The organism is Psychrobacter communis, assembly GCF_014836505.1.
GTDB classification, from domain to species: Bacteria; Pseudomonadota; Gammaproteobacteria; order Pseudomonadales; family Moraxellaceae; genus Psychrobacter; species Psychrobacter faecalis.
Genome location: NZ_JACSQR010000020.1, coordinates 34,330 through 50,285, shown reverse-complemented (window position 1 = coordinate 50,285; position 15,956 = coordinate 34,330). Strand labels below are relative to the sequence as shown.

Annotated in this window: 15 protein-coding genes; 6 read left to right on the top strand and 9 right to left on the bottom strand. The window is 45.3% G+C overall.

Annotated elements, in window-relative coordinates; translation table 11 throughout:
* Nucleotides 1-74: 74 nt before the first annotated feature.
* From H9653_RS08260 to H9653_RS08250, 3 genes are all read right to left on the bottom strand, one after another.
* Complete coding sequence (locus H9653_RS08260) at nucleotides 75-995, bottom strand: DUF4401 domain-containing protein (protein WP_191691808.1); 921 nt, start codon at nucleotides 993-995, stop codon at nucleotides 75-77.
* On the bottom strand, nucleotides 985-2,091 hold the full coding sequence (locus H9653_RS08255) for a DUF2157 domain-containing protein (RefSeq protein WP_191691806.1): 1,107 nt from the start codon (nucleotides 2,089-2,091) through the stop codon (nucleotides 985-987). Before H9653_RS08255 ends, H9653_RS08260 begins: the two co-directional genes overlap by 11 nt.
* 98 nt (nucleotides 2,092-2,189) lie before the next feature.
* On the bottom strand, nucleotides 2,190-2,483 hold the full coding sequence (locus H9653_RS08250; RefSeq protein WP_318242161.1) for a DUF2798 domain-containing protein: 294 nt from the start codon (nucleotides 2,481-2,483) through the stop codon (nucleotides 2,190-2,192).
* 224 nt (nucleotides 2,484-2,707) lie between these two features.
* On the opposite strand from H9653_RS08250, the gene H9653_RS08245 reads away from it, so the two are divergent.
* Nucleotides 2,708-3,472 (top strand): aspartate/glutamate racemase family protein, encoded by a 765-nt coding sequence (locus H9653_RS08245; RefSeq protein ID WP_191691804.1) that lies wholly within the window; start codon nucleotides 2,708-2,710, stop codon nucleotides 3,470-3,472.
* Between the two features lie 63 nt (nucleotides 3,473-3,535).
* Here H9653_RS08245 and H9653_RS08240 read toward each other — a convergent pair whose 3' ends face one another.
* Entirely contained in the window at nucleotides 3,536-5,116 is a 1,581-nt protein-coding gene (locus H9653_RS08240; protein ID WP_191691801.1) for an MATE family efflux transporter, read from the bottom strand.
* A gap of 263 nt (nucleotides 5,117-5,379) precedes the next feature.
* Between H9653_RS08240 and H9653_RS08235 the strand changes: the two genes are divergently transcribed.
* Complete coding sequence (locus tag H9653_RS08235) at nucleotides 5,380-6,333, top strand: alpha/beta hydrolase (RefSeq protein ID WP_191691799.1); 954 nt, start codon at nucleotides 5,380-5,382, stop codon at nucleotides 6,331-6,333.
* 100 nt (nucleotides 6,334-6,433) lie between these two features.
* Here H9653_RS08235 and H9653_RS08230 read toward each other — a convergent pair whose 3' ends face one another.
* The 4 genes from H9653_RS08230 to H9653_RS08215 all read right to left on the bottom strand — a co-directional run bounded on the left by H9653_RS08230 (nucleotide 6,434) and on the right by H9653_RS08215 (nucleotide 10,275).
* Nucleotides 6,434-7,477: an NAD(P)H-dependent flavin oxidoreductase gene (locus H9653_RS08230; protein ID WP_191691797.1), complete on the bottom strand. Its 1,044-nt coding sequence runs from the start codon at nucleotides 7,475-7,477 to the stop codon at nucleotides 6,434-6,436.
* A 329-nt stretch (nucleotides 7,478-7,806) separates the two neighbouring features.
* Nucleotides 7,807-8,349 carry an acyl-CoA thioesterase gene (locus tag H9653_RS08225; protein ID WP_191691795.1) on the bottom strand — a complete coding sequence of 181 codons (543 nt, stop codon included), beginning with the start codon at nucleotides 8,347-8,349 and terminating at the stop codon, nucleotides 7,807-7,809.
* Between the two features lie 68 nt (nucleotides 8,350-8,417).
* Entirely contained in the window at nucleotides 8,418-9,479 is a 1,062-nt protein-coding gene (locus H9653_RS08220) for a YheT family hydrolase (RefSeq protein ID WP_191691793.1), read from the bottom strand.
* A 199-nt stretch (nucleotides 9,480-9,678) separates the two neighbouring features.
* Nucleotides 9,679-10,275 (bottom strand): YigZ family protein, encoded by a 597-nt coding sequence (locus H9653_RS08215; RefSeq protein ID WP_191691791.1) that lies wholly within the window; start codon nucleotides 10,273-10,275, stop codon nucleotides 9,679-9,681.
* 197 nt (nucleotides 10,276-10,472) lie between these two features.
* Between H9653_RS08215 and H9653_RS08210 the strand changes: the two genes are divergently transcribed.
* A complete protein-coding gene (locus tag H9653_RS08210) occupies nucleotides 10,473-11,177 on the top strand; it encodes a pseudouridine synthase (RefSeq protein ID WP_191691789.1) in 705 nt (234 codons plus the stop codon).
* A gap of 310 nt (nucleotides 11,178-11,487) precedes the next feature.
* Nucleotides 11,488-12,570, top strand: coding sequence for a disulfide isomerase DsbC N-terminal domain-containing protein (locus tag H9653_RS08205; protein ID WP_191691787.1), 1,083 nt, complete (start codon nucleotides 11,488-11,490; stop codon nucleotides 12,568-12,570).
* Between the two features lie 182 nt (nucleotides 12,571-12,752).
* Here the strand turns inward: H9653_RS08205 and H9653_RS08200 are convergent, their stop codons facing one another.
* Nucleotides 12,753-13,406: a DUF2939 domain-containing protein gene (locus tag H9653_RS08200; protein WP_191691785.1), complete on the bottom strand. Its 654-nt coding sequence runs from the start codon at nucleotides 13,404-13,406 to the stop codon at nucleotides 12,753-12,755.
* Nucleotides 13,407-13,827: 421 nt separating this feature from the next.
* Between H9653_RS08200 and dnaJ the strand changes: the two genes are divergently transcribed.
* Together dnaJ and dapB are read left to right on the top strand one after the other, a co-directional pair.
* Nucleotides 13,828-14,955 carry a molecular chaperone DnaJ gene (gene dnaJ / locus H9653_RS08195; protein WP_191691784.1) on the top strand — a complete coding sequence of 376 codons (1,128 nt, stop codon included), beginning with the start codon at nucleotides 13,828-13,830 and terminating at the stop codon, nucleotides 14,953-14,955.
* Between the two features lie 165 nt (nucleotides 14,956-15,120).
* Entirely contained in the window at nucleotides 15,121-15,951 is an 831-nt protein-coding gene (gene dapB / locus H9653_RS08190; RefSeq protein ID WP_144297327.1) for a 4-hydroxy-tetrahydrodipicolinate reductase, read from the top strand.
* Nucleotides 15,952-15,956 lie beyond the last annotated feature (5 nt).

Here is a 15,956-nt window from a genome sequence, read left to right as displayed (position 1 = left end):
GTCTTGGTAAACTTACTTTAGCAACTTTGGACTTCTTTTTTTATCTTTTTTTGAGCCCTTATCCCGAACTGGGGTTAAATAGACATTATCCCAAGTAGTACAATCGCAGCGCTAATGAGCAGTCCTGCTGTTGATCGCAATTTGACCTGATAGCGCTTTAAAATGAGATAAGCGGCATAAAGGCTGGCAAGCGTTAATAGCCCTTGGGCTAGGTAGTAGTTATAGCTAAAGGCTTCACCGTAACTATCAAGGCTATCAAAGCTATTGCCATATTCAGCAGCGATAAAATAGACGGAAACACTGAGCAAAACATAGGCGCTCGCATAGCCAATAGCATTGGTAATTTCTAGAGCGTTCATTCGCCATTTGGTCGGGATAAAAGCAGCAAGCCTATAGCGTTGTAAATGAGTCACGCTAGTGATTAATGCCAATAATCCTAAACTGACTTCGGATAAATGATAATAATTTAATAAGTAAAATAGGCAGCTTAAGGCTAAGGTTGCGCTCAATAAACGATAGATAAAATTGGGTATAGCAACAGTCATCAACAGTTGCACAAGGAGCAATAGCATTATATTGAGTGGCTCTGCAATCTCACTCGCCAGTAAAGCATAGGCAATATAACCTTGACCTGCTAGCGTAATCGCAAAGGCTAAGCTATTCCAAAAAGGGCTATGGCGTATACGGGCGTTATAAAATAGAAACCCGCCAATAACGCTTAATATGCCGCCAATAATAAATACCGCTAGCGTACTATCCAGCAAACCGGTGTTATCTAATAATAAGGTCAAAAACCCTATAAAAAATAGACTGGCTAAAATACCACTCATACCAAAAAATAAGCTGATAAACCACGGGCTGCGCGCTTCAGATTGAGCACTACTTAAAAGCTCATGGTTGACGTTTTGCGCATCGATGAGTCCCTGCTGTTGCAATAGCAAAAAGTCATGATTTTGTTCGTTATGGTTGATATTATTATTCATCTCATTGTTCATCGCTGTTCCCCTTGATTACAGTATGAGGAGCAGTGTCATCGTTCTTGATACGGGCAATTTTACGTAGCCACATAACTGCCGACGAGCTCATGCCAATAAGTAGCAAGGCTAATATCAAAAACCCACCCGCGTCAAAACCCTCCAATAGCCATTTACCGACCCAAAACATCACCACAGTAATGATAGAAAATGACAAATAAGTCAGCATAAGCAAATCAAGACGGCGCTGATAAAACTGCCAAAGCATAAAGCCGCACCAACCCAACCATAAGAGGGTAGCAATAAGCGTTGCCCAGATATTGCCATTATCAAAGACCGTGACAATCGCCAGATACGTCATAAAAAACGTGCTTAAGAAACCGACGACATAAGTGCTCCAATGCAAGCTGGAATTGGTTTGAGCGCTGTTTATTTGAGCAGTGGATTTTTTAACGTTAATGCGATGAAACAGATAGGGAATAGAAGAAGAAGTTTTATTATCGAAACCAATCAGCCAACTATAAAAGGCAATAAAATTAAATAGCGCAAGGATGGCTACTTGAGAGATGTTTTGCAGGCTATATTTAATAAATTGTAGATTTGCGACATCTAAATAGAGTAGCAAAAATGCATTGATTAGCCCTAACCAAAGCAGCCAGAGCGCAGGGAAACGGGCGATAACGACCCAAGGTGTAATCAGTATCGCCCAAGCAAAGAAAAGCTGCCAAGTATCAGCGCCTGTTTGATAGATCTGCCCAAATAGCGCCAATAAGCTACCGGTAATAATACTAGCGATAAGCAACAATAACTGCCGAATCAGTTGAAATTGTCGCCTAAAAGACAGTGCGACATAAAGCGCGATGGTAATCACCAGCGCCCCTTCAACCAAGGCGAATTTACCTATTTTGCCCAAGCTTTGCCAGTTATAGGCGATAAAGAACACAAGGGATAGTACCAGCGCCACCGTGCCAATAATCAGCAGCGCTTTATCAAAAAATATCAGCCAGGTGCGTTTGCTAGGATAGACTTCTAGGTGCGTTGCTGCCGCCTCGGTATTTTTAAGGGGAAGAAGACCTTGATTTAGCAACTGCTCGATAGTACGCCGTGCTTGGCTCATAGTCGCCTCTGAATAAAAACAGTTTGTCGCTTATCTTAGCTGTTTTTACGCCGGCATAATGTACTAAAGTTTATAGCTTGCAAAATTTTATACAGAGTCTAATAAAATTCAATGTGGCTTAGCAGGTGCTCTTGGATTAAATAGGCGCAGATATAAGCGCTCGGCCAAGCAACCATAAAGGCGTACTTCCAAGAATGAAACAGCGTAGTAAAGAAACCTTCGACAAATCCTACATTGATCAGTAGCAGGGCCGTCGAGATAATCGTCGACATCATCAGCGCCATCAAAAAGGTGAAAATCAGCCGATAGTATTTGCGCCGCGTGCGTATTCTGACGGTCGGGAAGTTTGCCATAATATTCTGTTGTCCTGCTTGATGAGAGCCACGTTTCACTGCTGCTGTAAACGTGATATTTTGCGATGAGAGAAGATGAGATAAAGCATTGCTCATGCTTAGCGGCGACTATGATAACGCGTGATGACGGCGAGGTAAAATGGTTATTATCAATCATCAAGTTCGCCTTATTATATTGTTATCATTCAGTTTTAATAATTTGTCGCCATTCATGCTGATGAAGTAAACTTAGCACTGTCCAAAACAACTCTATAAGGATAAAAATGTCTGCCAATCCAAGTAATTTAGCGCAGAACGTAGAAAAATATTTATCCAAAAACTCATGTAAACAAAGAACGCTTGGCATCATCGGCGGCATGAGTTGGGAGAGTACCGAAAGCTATTATCGACTGATAAATGAAGGTATCAAAGCTAGACTTGGCAATTTACATTCAGCAGATTTACTGATTCATAGCGTGGACTTTGCACCGATTGAGGCGCTGCAAGCACAAGGCGCATGGGATGAAATGGGTAAAGTATTGGCCAATAGCGGCAAACGTCTGCAAGCGGCTGGCGCGCAAGGTTTGCTTATCGCGACTAATACCATGCATAAAGTCGTCGATGATGTCCAAGCCGCTACCAACTTACCGATTATTCATATTGCTGATGTCACCGCTGCGGCGATTAAGCAGCAAGGGCTAACCAAAGTTGCGCTACTTGGCACGCAGTTCACCATGACAGAGAATTTTTATAAACAGCGTTTGATAGATGCAGGTTTGCAAGTGTTGATACCAGAGACAGGCGCACGGGCAGAGGTACATCGCATTATTTATGAGGAGCTGTGTCAAGGTCAGCTACTTGATAGCTCACGCCAGTATTATCAGCAAGTGACTAAAAATTTAGCAGATAAAGGCGCAAAGGGCGTCATTTTGGGCTGTACCGAAATTGGACTGCTGATTCAGCAAGCAGACAGCCCCATTTCCGTATTTGATACCACTGCAATTCATGCAGCAGCAGCAGTGGATTTTTTATTAAGTTCTTGGTTTTAAGGTTAGTGATTTTAAAATAGTTAATTTTAAAACGGTTGAACTTAAACCCATTGCATTGACTACCTATAAACCGCGCGAGGAACGTTTATGTTTTCTTCTCATACGGTGTTTTTGCAGGCGTTTTTGTAGTCGACGACGCAGCCTTGTAATACGGCGTAAAGGCGAGAGCTTCCACACCGTAGTCGGTAAAATATCACGAAACGAGGCGCTGGTACCGGTATGAGCGCGAAACTCCTCCGACCTTTGCGCTGCTTCTTCGGCTGGCATATTTTTACCTTTGCGCCAGCCGCCGTATAGATATAATCCCGCGCCCATCACCGCCGTTGCTACCATGCCAGCTGGAAACGATAGCCAAAGCGCATCGGCTCCAAGGAATGGATAAAGCCCGAACGCAAAGCCAAGGCGCACAGGATACATCGAAATCACCATGACGATAAGCGGCCAAACCACATAACCGTTGGCACGCATGGTGCCAAAGAAAACTTGCGCAATGCCAAAAAAGATAAAGCCCCATGTTGCCATCAACTGAATATGGCGCCCAATCGGCACGGCGGCGCTGTCACTACCAAGGAATAGCTCCAAAATAGTCTCATCAAAAATGCTTAGTACCCCAATCATAGCGCCCGTCAATATCACGTTAAAGATAAGCCCCCAGCGCGTGATGCCCGCCACACGGTCCCATTGATTGGCACCGATATTTTGTGCGACCATGGCACTGGCCGCTGCACTGAGCGCCATCGCTGGCATCTGCACATAGGTCCAAAGCTGCTGCGTCGCGCTATAAGCGGCCGTTGTCTGTACGCCCTCGCGGTTAATGAGCGACAGCATTGTGAGCGCTGCTGATGAGATAACAATCATCTGCAGCCCCATCGGCAGACCCTTTGAAAACATCGACTTTAGGATATCTCGGTCTGCGCGTAAAAAACGCAGCTCGGGTAACTTAAGTGTCAGCACAGAACCACGCAAATACATAGTGACAATCATACCAATCAGCGCTAGAGCATTGGCGACAGCAGTTGCAAAAGCCGAGCCAAAGATACCCCATTCAGGGAAGGGGCCGATACCCAAAATCAACACCGGCGTCAAAATCAGGTCGATAATCACCGAGATAATGATAAACCAAAGCGGCGTGGTAGAGTCGCCCGTTCCGCGTAGTGCCATCATGATCAGCGTAAAAGTTAAAGTGACAGGCATCGCTACAAAAATCATCCGCAGATAGGTCAGCGCAAGCTCTACCGCACTTGCTGGCGTACCGAGCAGGTTAAGCAGCAGTGGAGCAAATAGCCAGCCGATGGCCGATACCAATATGCTGATCGGAATAATACTACCCAGCGCGGTGCCCATGGTTCTTTTCACCATCGTATCGTTACGGCGTCCCATGGCTTGACCAATCAAAATAGTCGCCGCCATACCAAAACCGAAAACGAAGGAGATGAGGATAAACATCAAGATGTTGCCATTTGCCGTCGCGGCCAGCGCTTCTTCCCCTAAAAACCGCCCTACCCAGACGGCATTAATCGAGCCGTTCAATGACTGCAAGGCTGACGAGCCAAGAGTTGGCAAGGCAAATAGCAGCATGGTTTTGGCAATCGACCCTTGGGTGAGGTCATGGCTTTTGGCAGTAGAGGCAGTTGTTTTACTCAATGTTTATCCTTGTGCGCCATCCAGATTGGCCGTATTTTATGACATAAAAACCCTTATTATAGATGACCTTGCCTATAGCATCTTGGTTAGACTGGTAACGTTTTTTTATATAATGTATTGATAGGTGATAGTAGTATTAAAATTAAACGATGATAAATAGTGATAAGTTGTTGACCCAGTAAGCTAGTTATTAATACTCTTATGCTAAGATTGCGATTTTAACTTTTTTATCTCTATCTACCAACTATAACAAGGATGTTTCGATGCTCTTAAAACGCCTGTGCCTTGCCGCGGTTTTTAGTCTTTCTATGGTCGGTTGTACCACCGCGCCCAATCAATTAGCGGTCAATACCACGCAAAAGATTATCCAATATGAGCGTAACAAATCTGATTTAGAAATCAAAGCGCTGACATTGGCCTCTGGCGATAAGATGGTCTATGCCGAAAACGGCAATGTCGCTGGCGAGCCGTTATTACTCATTCATGGCTTTGGCGGTAATAAAGACAACTTTACCCGTATCGCGCGTCAGTTAGAAGGTTATCATCTCATCATTCCTGATTTGCTTGGTTTTGGTGAGTCGAGCAAACCCGTGAGTGCTGATTATCGCTCGGAGGCGCAAGCGACGCGCTTGCATGAGTTGCTGCAAGCCAAAGGGTTGGCGTCCAATATTCATATCGGCGGCAACTCGATGGGCGGCGCTATCAGTGTAGCTTACGCAGCAAAATATCCTAAAGACGTCAAAAGTTTATGGCTCGTCGATAGCGCAGGTTTTTGGTCAGCTGGTATTCCTAAATCGTTAGAAGGCGCGACGTTAGAGAACAATCCGCTGTTGATTAATAGCAATGAAGATTTCTACAAAATGTATGATTTTGTCATGTATAAGCCGCCATATTTGCCAAAATCGGTCAAAGCGGTATTTGCCCAAGAGCGTATCGCTAACAAAGCGCTGGACGCCAAAATATTGGAGCAAATCGTCACCGGTAATGTCGAAGAGCGCGCCAAAATCATCGCCCAATATAACATTCCGACGCTCGTCGTTTGGGGTGATAAAGATCAGATCATCAAACCTGAAACGGTCAATCTCATAAAAAAAATCATCCCGCAAGCGCAGGTCATTATGATGCCAGAGATTGGTCATGTACCGATAATCGAGGCGGTAGAACAAACGGCAGACGATTACAAAGCGTTTAGAAGTATAGTAGACGCACAGCGTTAGGGATTGGTTAAAAGTATTTATCTTATAGACAATAAAAGAAACACCAGATGCTCTGATGTTTCTTTTATTGTCTATAAGATTTTAATGAAGTCGTTTAAGATTATAAATCTTTGACAAGTCGCTCGAGCAATTCAAGCGTACTTTCTTCTCTGACCAACGCGACCCCTTGTCCTGCCCATAAAGACTGATGTTCAGCATTGAGGTTATTTTTTGCATGAGCACGCAAGTTTTTGGTCATGGCATTTAATTGTGGGTAAGGCGGTAACTCATGCGCGCTCTCAAATTGACCAAAATCGCGCAAATAGTCATTTAACAATCCGCGTGCTTGCTTACCTGAAAATAGTCGCGTTAATCGCGTCTCGCTACTGCGCTTACCCAGACTGGCATCAAGCAGCGCTTGTTTATACGTATCATTAATAGCGCATGTATCGGTGGTCAAAAAAGCCGTGCCTATTTGCGCCAGCTCAGCACCAGCCGTTTGCACCGCTTTAATCGCTTGCCCCGTCATAATACCGCCCGCTGCAATCAAAGGAATATCGGTGCAAGCACGCGTTTGACTAATCAGCGTCAGTAAACCCAATGGATCGTTTGCGCTTTGTGGCAACCAACCACCGCGATGACCGCCAGCTTCTGAGCCCTGAATACAGACCGCATCGACACCAATATCTGCCCATGCTTTCGCTTCCAACGGATGATTGGCAGTACCGATGACGCGTGTGCCCAAATCCTTTAAGCCCTGCACCTGCTCGGCGCTGATAATACCAAAGGTGAAGCTAGCGACAGGCACTGGATTGTCATACAGCACTTGTAGCTGCTCAGAAAAATTAAATGCGGGACGTTCAGGTAACGCCATGTCTATGTTGTTTTTTTTATAATACTCGTTTAACCAAGTAGGGATTTTGCTATCCAAAGTAGTAGAATCATGCTCAGATAACACCATTAGATTGATCATAAAAGGGCGGTCGGTGAGCGATCTAAGGATATTAATGTGCTCATTTAAAACCGTTGGCGCCGTCGTTCCGCCTCCCAATGACCCCAGTCCACCAAAATTACTTACTGTCGCTGCCAGCTCAGGCGTGGTTGCTCCTGCCATCGGTGCTTGTACGATAGGGTAGGTTAAATCAAAGGTATTTAGTAAGGTCATGACGGGCGTCCTTGTTATGTTATGAGAAAATTTGCATGACTTACTTTAACAAAGCTGAGGGATACGCGTGTTAGAGAATGTGTATTTAGTTATGCAATAAAAGTAGTGGATTTTTATTATGAAACCAATGTTTTTTAAGATTAGTACTCACTAATTGATAAAAAAAGGTCAGCTTTTTAAATCATCAAGGCGATGACCGAAAAAACTGACCCATTTCTTTAAACTTACTTACTGCTTAATTCAACTGCAAAAACCCTTTCGCATTCATCAATAACCCAACCACGTCATCACCACTGATGATCGTAAGGCGCTTATCGAACAATCGTATCCTAACCCACTGGCGGCCACGGACGGTCGGCATCACTGATAATCCATTCTGCCACATAGCCGCTCGGCGCTAGCTTCCAATCTGCTTGATTTAGCACCCCTAAGACACGCGAGGTTTCGATCACTTTGCCGCCCTCGGTGACGCCCGTGCGCAGTAGGGCAGAGGAGCAAGGCTTGCCTTTGACCCACATCGACTGCTCGATATATATCCAGCGCTCATCGAAGCCGACGATACGAGTTTTCATGGTGACTTTATCGAAGGCGCGAATGCGTTTGCGATATTGGATGGTACTGCCAGCGACCACCAAACCCCAGCGCTGCTTTAAGAGCTGTGTACCAAGGCCGCTCCGTACCGCAAAATCGGTACGTCCCATATCAAAAAGGGTCAGGACGCGGCCATTATTCATCTCCAAGAAATTATCAATATCGGTCAGACGACAGCGAAAGCTAATCTCGCTGGTATCTTTAAACGTTAAGGTATTGCCCTTTTTTACTTGTAGTGCGGCGCGAGCGATGGTGCTGGTATAACGAATAAATGGATACATGGCGCAATCTCAAAGAGGTGGAGGTTAAGTAAAAAAAGTAAAGTTTGGCAGAGTGGCAAATGTCATTATCAATGGTTAAACGGCACGCCAATAGACTTAAAATAAGCGCTGACCGTTTCGGGCAACCAGTTGATATCAAATCTTGATTGTTTATAAAGATGCGTCGATTTGTCTTTATCGACGTTATAACGAATAAAGCCCACGTGCCCGCCATGCTCAGTTTCTAAAAGTGTGACAGTATCGGAGACGTCGTTTGGCGTGGCAGTAAACCCAAGGAAAGGGTCGTCTTTAGCGCTGATTAATAATAAAGGTTTGGTTACTTTTATCAAATAAGGCAGCGCCGATGAAGCGTAATAATAATGGTTATTAGAGCGGTAGCCATGACGCGGAGCGGTAAAGATATCATCAAAGTCACTGATACGATTGACGGCTTTGATAGAGTCAATCTCATCTTTGGTGATGTCATTCGCCAAGGCTTTTTTGATAATGGGATTCAGCAGATACGGCGTATAAATACGGTGACTCAAAAAGCTGTGCATACTAAGCGCCGCCGACGACATATCGACAGGCGCTGAAATCACCGCTGCGCCGTCACATAGCGCTTTGTCGCCATATTCGCCCATATATTTTGCCAGTGCATTGCCGCCTAAGGACACACCTACCGCATAGATATGGGCAAAGTTTTTGCGCAAGTTCTCAAGCATATGATGCAGCTCGCCGGTGTCACCGGCGTTATAAAAGACGCGACCGCTCGCAGGAATACCGCCGCAGCTACGAAAGTGGGCGACCACAAAATGCCAGCCCTGCGCATGCATCTGATGGGCCAACGCGCGCGCATAATGGCTGTCGCTACTGCCTTCCATACCATGAAATAGTACGATTAATGGGGTTTGCTCACGCTCGCCATTACCTGCTGAGTTTATAACATCGGCGTCTATAGGATGTGCATCATAAAAGTCATAAGCAATATCACTTTCATCCAAGGAGTCTTTTTCGACCACACGGCGATAAGTCGGCGTTTTAGGGGCAAAAAATTTGGGTAAAATGCTTTGTAGATGTGGATTGCTTAACCAAAATGGCGGTTTAAATGGGGCAGGGGTAAAGGTTTTATGTGGTTTCGATGTTGGCATAAAGGTTTCTTATTTAATGGACGTTAAAAATATCGTTAAAATCGTTGTTAAAAATCAATGCCTTATCATACCGACGGCAGTTGCCAAAACCAATGCTTTTCAGTGAACGCTCAGTGAACGTATGGTCACTCAAAGCAATTCATCTAGAACTACCACTAAGAAGAACTAAGAAAAATGGCTCTACATACATACTTATCAATTATGGCGACTCTAAGACACGCCCATCCATCGCCAGCCGCTCTTTTAAGTGATCGATATCTGCTTCAGCAAGCGTTACGGTCAAGGTCACTTGCTTACTATAAGTCACATCATCAATATGCCCGCCCAAGTCCTCAACCACGTAGCGGCACTGTGCTTCGGTGGCAAACTCAGCGATTATTTGCACTTGCGCCATCGGCACGTACGGGAGCAGTACCATTTCATCGACGGCCGCCTGCGCAGAACCTGCATAGGCGCGGGTGAGACCGCCTGCACCGAGTTTGATACCGCCAAAATAACGCACGACGATGATAATCACATTGCCGATAGATTTATGCTGTAAGACGTTTAATATCGGTCGTCCTGCGGTGCCATTAGGCTCGCCATCGTCGTCAAAGCCTGCGCTGGTGGTGTTATTAGGGTCGCCAATGATATACGCCCAACAGTGGTGACGCGCATCGGCATACTTTACGCGTAGCTGTTCCACGTGAAACATTGCTTGCTCGCGCGAGGTCACAGGATAGGCGTAGGCAATAAACTCAGACTTTTTAATGTCTAAGCGCGCGCTGACCGCATGTTTTAGCGTTTGATAACTCATATTTCATCAGGTCTAAGTTGGATATGGTAAACTTACTTAACTTTCACTGCCTGCCGTATTGGGCGCAGTGTTCATTTAATTTTTTATTATAGTACCACTTCTCACTGTTTAAGACAGCGGACAAGCGCGAGAGCCGTGCTTGTATGGTTGGCTTTTAATACGAAGTTGGTAGTATAAAACGAATGGTAGTCAAGCGTATGCGTCTAGATAAATTTATAAGTAAAGCCACTGAGCTGTCGCGCAAAGAATCAAAGCGGATTTTGCACGCCGGTGAAGTGACGGTAAATGATGCGGTGGTCAAAGATCCGGGGCTGCATGTCGATATTGTCAACGATGAAGTACTGTGGGCGGGCGAGCCATTGTCGGTTGCGACTGGCAATCGCTATATCTTGCTTCATAAACCTGAAGGTTTTGAATGCTCTTTAAAAGCCAAAGAATATCCTATCGTCACCGAGCTAATCGCTGTACCTGAGCTTGGCAGCTTGCGTATTGCAGGACGCCTCGATGTCGATACCACGGGCGCCCTACTTATCAGTGACGATGGCAGCTGGTTACACCGTGTGACCAGCCCTAAACATGAGCATGCCAAAATATACGAGCTCACATTAGCAAGTCCCATGGACAGCGACGCGCAAGCCAATGCCGTCAAAGAAGTGGCTGAAGGTATCCTCTTAGAAGGCGACCACGAAGAAACCAAGCCTGCTACCCTTGAGTTTATCGACGAAACCCATGCACGCTTGACCTTGGAGCAAGGTAAATACCATCAAGTAAAACGTATGATGGGCTATTTTGGTAATCGAGTCACCGAGCTGCATCGCGCTAGTATTGGTCATATCACCTTAGACGGTTTGGATAAAGGCGACAGTCGTTTCTTAACGCCGGAAGAAGTGGCTAAATTCTAAAATTAGGCTCTGCTGCATCTTAAACAGTCATCAAAATTTTCTGCAAAAAAAGCAGCCATGAAAAAGTGCGCTGCTTTTTTAATGTCCACTGTTTACCGTTATATTCCCTGGCTACTGTCTGTGTTGCCTATCTCTTAAAGCTAAGTAGCAGTTTTGCAAAATTAAGCCCTAATACCTTTGCAAAAACTGTCCTTGTGCTAAAGTCTGCCTATCTTTTTTTTTAATCTATATTTTTACATAATATAGTCAGCTTTATTAATAATGAGCATTTTTAAAGTATTGCTATTAAAAATCAATAGGACAGTCTTCTGTGAAATTCTCTCTGTTAAAATCCGCCAGCTTAATCAGTGTCATATTATTGACCACCACCGCTTGTGCGCAGCAAAGCGCTACTGACACTATCAAAAATAATGTCAACCAAGCGCCGCAAAATAGTGCAAGTATACAAAGTACGCAAGCGACTAGCAGTGTGAGCAAAGCTGTCGATAGTCAATTACGCCAACTGCTGAGCCAAGCAGGTATCAAAACGCAAATCACTTCTATTGTGCCCTCTAAATTGCCCAATATGTATCAAGTGAACTTGGTAGGACAGCCGCCGCTCCATATCACTAAAGAGGGTAAATATGTCATCCAAGGCGAGCTACAAAAGAATCCAAGCAAACGCGTCGTCACAAAAACACCAGCGCGTAGCAGCAGCTTGCAAGTGGGCAAGCCCGTCAGTGCCAGCCTGAAATCTGACCTATTAGCAAATATGGGCGCGCTAAAAAACATGAGTACTAAAACGCCGTTCTTTTATACCGCCGTGCCGGGAGTCATTTGGGGTGCGACGCTAGAAGGTGTGCCATTTCTACTATCAGACGATGGGCAATACATCACCGATGGTGAGATATCAGTGATTGAAAACGGTCAGTTTATCGGGCTTGATAGCAACTTTGAGCGCCTTAAAAATCAGTCGGTATTTGCAACCTTAGACCACAGCCAACTGATTACTTATCCTGCCACCAGCCCTGAGAAAGCGGTTATTTATGTCGCTAATGACGTCAATTGTCCTTATTGTCGTCGTCTCCATCAACAGCTACCCATGCTTAATGCCAAAGGCGTGACGGTAAAAACTATCGGTTATCCAATCTATGAAAAGTCGCCTGAGCAAATGCGCGCTATCTGGTGTCAGGGGAGTGAGGACAGCCGCCGCACAGCTTTTGATAAAGCAATGCTACAAGGTAAAATGACACCGGCACCAGCCAGTTGTAAAGCCGATTATGTAACGCCTAACCGTGAAAAGTCAGCAGGGCTTGCGGTCATGGCAACGCCGGCTATTTACCGCGAAGACGGTGTCCTTTATCAAGCAAGCTTTGAGAGCCCAGAGTTTTTAGAGTTCTTGGGTGTGGAGTAAATGATTAAGAAGTCTGTTTATTAAGAGCTCTGATTATTAAAAGCTCTGATTATTAAAAAGTCTATAACATAGAAAGTAACCATTAAAAACTGCCCTATGAGCGATGTCCATAGGGCAGTTTTTAATGGTGCTTAATGATTGATTCTATCAGTCTATCTCAGTAACAGCTATTACAGTAACAGCTATTGCGGTAAAACAATATCAACGATTTTCCAATTTATCAAACCTTCGCGCTGCATCTCGATAGTCAGCGGATAACCTTTCACCTGACCGCTAATGGTAAAGCAGTTAATCCCGCAATAAGCCAGTTTTGGCTTGTCACTATCCGTACCTTGCGCCGCTTGTTGCTCAAGCTCGGCCGCTTGCTTTTGCATGATTTGCTGCATTTGGTTTTTGACCACGGCATTAATGTCGCCGCGCTGAATGATTAAATTTTGAATCAGGTTTTTAAGATCGACTTGATTACTGGCTATCGCCCATGCTGCGGCAAGCTCCTTGGTCGCGGTATTGGCTTGACCTTGGGTGTTAATCAATTTTTCAATATTTTGCGGGGTAATAGCGCCATCGACCGCTTGGATAATAAAGCCGTTGGCCGCTTCGGTTAATGGCGCGCCGCCAAGTTCGGCAACCAATGGGTATTTGGTCATGGTCACTGCAAATTGGCTGGTCAGCTGATTTTGAATACTGGGTCGCACCTGCTCATAATCAATCGCCGCTGCGATCGTTGCACCATCTTTGGCGTCATAGGCATTTTTAAGCTGATAAGCGCTGTAATAAGGCGAACCGCCATAGATAGCGACGGCAATGACAATCAATAAAACAATCAGCTTTTTCATAAAAACACGACCTTAGCGCAAATCTAATGGTTAAAAAATTAAAAACAGTATTTATATATACAGCAATATCGCGCTAAATATTAGCACGCCTACACCTTATAAAGGTATGGAAACCTTTGTGCAATTCTTAATAAATCCTTTTTTAGGGCATCTACAGCCTCATAATTTATAATTTAGACGCCTCAGTGCTTGATAAATCCCGCCATCATCTCCATAAATAGCGCAAACTTTTAATAATTGATTTGACTAAGCAGCATCCCGCCGTATTCGCTCGTAAGATTCATAAGTTATCCTCTTTCTGCTACCTATTCGCCACGTTTCATGTGAAACCTGTAAGTAGGTGCGTGCAGTGCAAAGGAGAAGATTGATTCGGGTTGATGAATCGGCCGTCCGGTGGACTGTGAAGACGATAGGAGAGCCCATGAGTAAGCGCGATTTTTATGAAATATTAGGTGTCAGTAAGACCGCTGACAGCAAGGAAATTAAGCGAGCCTACCGCAAGCTGGCCATGAAATACCATCCTGACCGCAATTCTGATGATCCTGATGCTGAAGACAAATTTAAAGAAGCGTCGATGGCGTATGAGGTATTGAGCGATGAAGACAAGCGCTCAGCTTATGATCGCATGGGACACGCGGCGTTTGAAAACGGCATGGGCGGTGGCGGTTTTGGCGGCGGTGGCAACTTCCAAGATATCTTTGGCGACATTTTTGGCAACTTTGGCGACATTTTTGGTCAATCACGCGGCGGCGGTAGCCGTTCACGCCGCGGTTCAGACTTACGTTATGTGATTGAGCTGACCTTAGAAGAAGCAGTACGCGGCTGTAAAAAAGAAATCAGCTTTACGGCACCTGCGCCGTGCGATACCTGCGATGGTAAAGGCGCAAAAGACGCGTCTGATGTGGTCACTTGTCAGATGTGTCATGGTCAAGGCCAAGTGCGTATGCAGCAAGGCTTTTTTGCCGTGCAGCAGACGTGTCCGCAGTGTGGCGGCTCTGGTAAACAGATTAAAAACCCTTGCTCTGACTGTCATGGCAGCGGCGTAAAAGATAAATCGCGCACGCTTGAAGTGTCTATCCCAGCGGGCGTTGACGATGGTGACCGTGTCCGCCTAGCAGGTGAAGGCGAAGCGGGCGGCGCTGGCGTACAAAACGGTGACTTATACGTTGAAGTACGTGTGAAACCGCACGACGTCTTTAACCGTCAAGGCGCTGACCTCTATATGGACGTGCCAGTGAGCATTACTGATGCGGCACTCGGTAAAGAAGTAGAAATCCCAACCTTAGATGGTAAAGTCAAAATCAAGGTCGCTGAAGGGACGCAGAGTGGCAAATTGCTGCGTGTGCGCGGTAAAGGCGTGACGCCAGTACGTACGACGATGAAAGGCGATTTGATTTGTCGTGTGGTCATCGAGACGCCAGTGAATCTAACGCGCGAGCAAAAAGACTTGTTACGTCAATTCCAAGATACGCTTGATGGTGACAGCAAGCATCAGCAGTCACCCCATAAAAAGTCATTCTTTAAAAAGATTGGTGATTTGTTTGATTGATAGCTAAGCCCTACTGTTTAAGTCATTATAAGGCCTATTGTTTCACGTGAAACAATAGGCCTTTTTGGTGATGCTATAAAAAACCATTTAACCATTATATTTGCTAAACTTATCCTCATAAATTTAATAACCAATCTATCGAAAATAAAACATTTAGGACAAGATATGAGTCAACAAACAGAAGAGCAAACTATTAACGTTGGTGTCATCGGTGCTGGCGGACGTATGGGACGTATGTTAATTGAAGCCGTACAGGACAACCCACAAACCACGCTAAATGCCGCGATTGAGCGTCAAGGCTCAAGCCTTGTCGGCGCCGATGCTGGCGAAGTTGCAGCGATTGGTCGCCTAGAGGTACAGATTGTCGATGATTTAAAAGCCGTTATTAATGACATTGATGTGCTGATTGATTTTAGCTTGCCTGATGCTACCGAACAAAATATGCAAATCTGCGCTGCGAATAAAGTTGCGATGGTGATTGGCACCACAGGTTTTAATGAGCAACAAGAGCAAGTATTAAAAGAAGCCAGTAAGCAAATCGCTATCGTCTATGCGGGTAATTATTCAACGGGCGTTAATTTGTCCTTAAAGCTGCTCGCTATGGCCGCAAAAGCCTTTGGCAATGATGCCGATGTAGAAGTTATCGAAGCCCATCATAAACACAAAATCGACGCACCATCGGGCACGGCTTATATGATGGCAGAGGCGGTTGCAGAAGCGCGCGGACAGAACTTAAAAGACGTTGCCATTTATGGCCGCGAAGGGCAAACGGGCGAGCGCGAAGCTGGCAGTATTGGCATTCATGCGATACGCGGCGGTGAAATCATCGGTGATCATACCGTAATGTTTATCGCTGACGGTGAAGTGGTTGAAATTACCCATCGTGCCCGAGCGCGCATGACCTTTGCCGCTGGTGCGGTGCGTGCGGCAACTTGGGTGATTAAGCAAGAAGTTGGACAATATAACATGCAGGATGTTTTAGGGTTAAATGACTAAAGCCT

Excerpts from the sequence above, each read along its gene's own strand:
- H9653_RS08200 (WP_191691785.1), bottom strand. The coding sequence starts at position 13,406 with ATGAAAAAGCTGATTGTTTTATTGATTGTCATTGCCGTCGCTATCTAT.
- H9653_RS08215 (WP_191691791.1), bottom strand. The coding sequence starts at position 10,275 with ATGAGTTATCAAACGCTAAAACATGCGGTCAGCGCGCGCTTAGACATT.
- H9653_RS08260 (WP_191691808.1), bottom strand. The coding sequence starts at position 995 with ATGAACAATGAGATGAATAATAATATCAACCATAACGAACAAAATCAT.
- H9653_RS08230 (WP_191691797.1), bottom strand. The coding sequence starts at position 7,477 with ATGACCTTACTAAATACCTTTGATTTAACCTACCCTATCGTACAAGCA.
- H9653_RS08255 (WP_191691806.1), bottom strand. The coding sequence starts at position 2,091 with ATGAGCCAAGCACGGCGTACTATCGAGCAGTTGCTAAATCAAGGTCTT.
- H9653_RS08210 (WP_191691789.1), top strand. The coding sequence starts at position 10,473 with ATGCGTCTAGATAAATTTATAAGTAAAGCCACTGAGCTGTCGCGCAAA.
- dapB (WP_144297327.1), top strand. The coding sequence starts at position 15,121 with ATGAGTCAACAAACAGAAGAGCAAACTATTAACGTTGGTGTCATCGGT.
- H9653_RS08225 (WP_191691795.1), bottom strand. The coding sequence starts at position 8,349 with ATGTATCCATTTATTCGTTATACCAGCACCATCGCTCGCGCCGCACTA.
- dnaJ (WP_191691784.1), top strand. The coding sequence starts at position 13,828 with ATGAGTAAGCGCGATTTTTATGAAATATTAGGTGTCAGTAAGACCGCT.
- H9653_RS08220 (WP_191691793.1), bottom strand. The coding sequence starts at position 9,479 with ATGCCAACATCGAAACCACATAAAACCTTTACCCCTGCCCCATTTAAA.
- H9653_RS08245 (WP_191691804.1), top strand. The coding sequence starts at position 2,708 with ATGTCTGCCAATCCAAGTAATTTAGCGCAGAACGTAGAAAAATATTTA.
- H9653_RS08235 (WP_191691799.1), top strand. The coding sequence starts at position 5,380 with ATGCTCTTAAAACGCCTGTGCCTTGCCGCGGTTTTTAGTCTTTCTATG.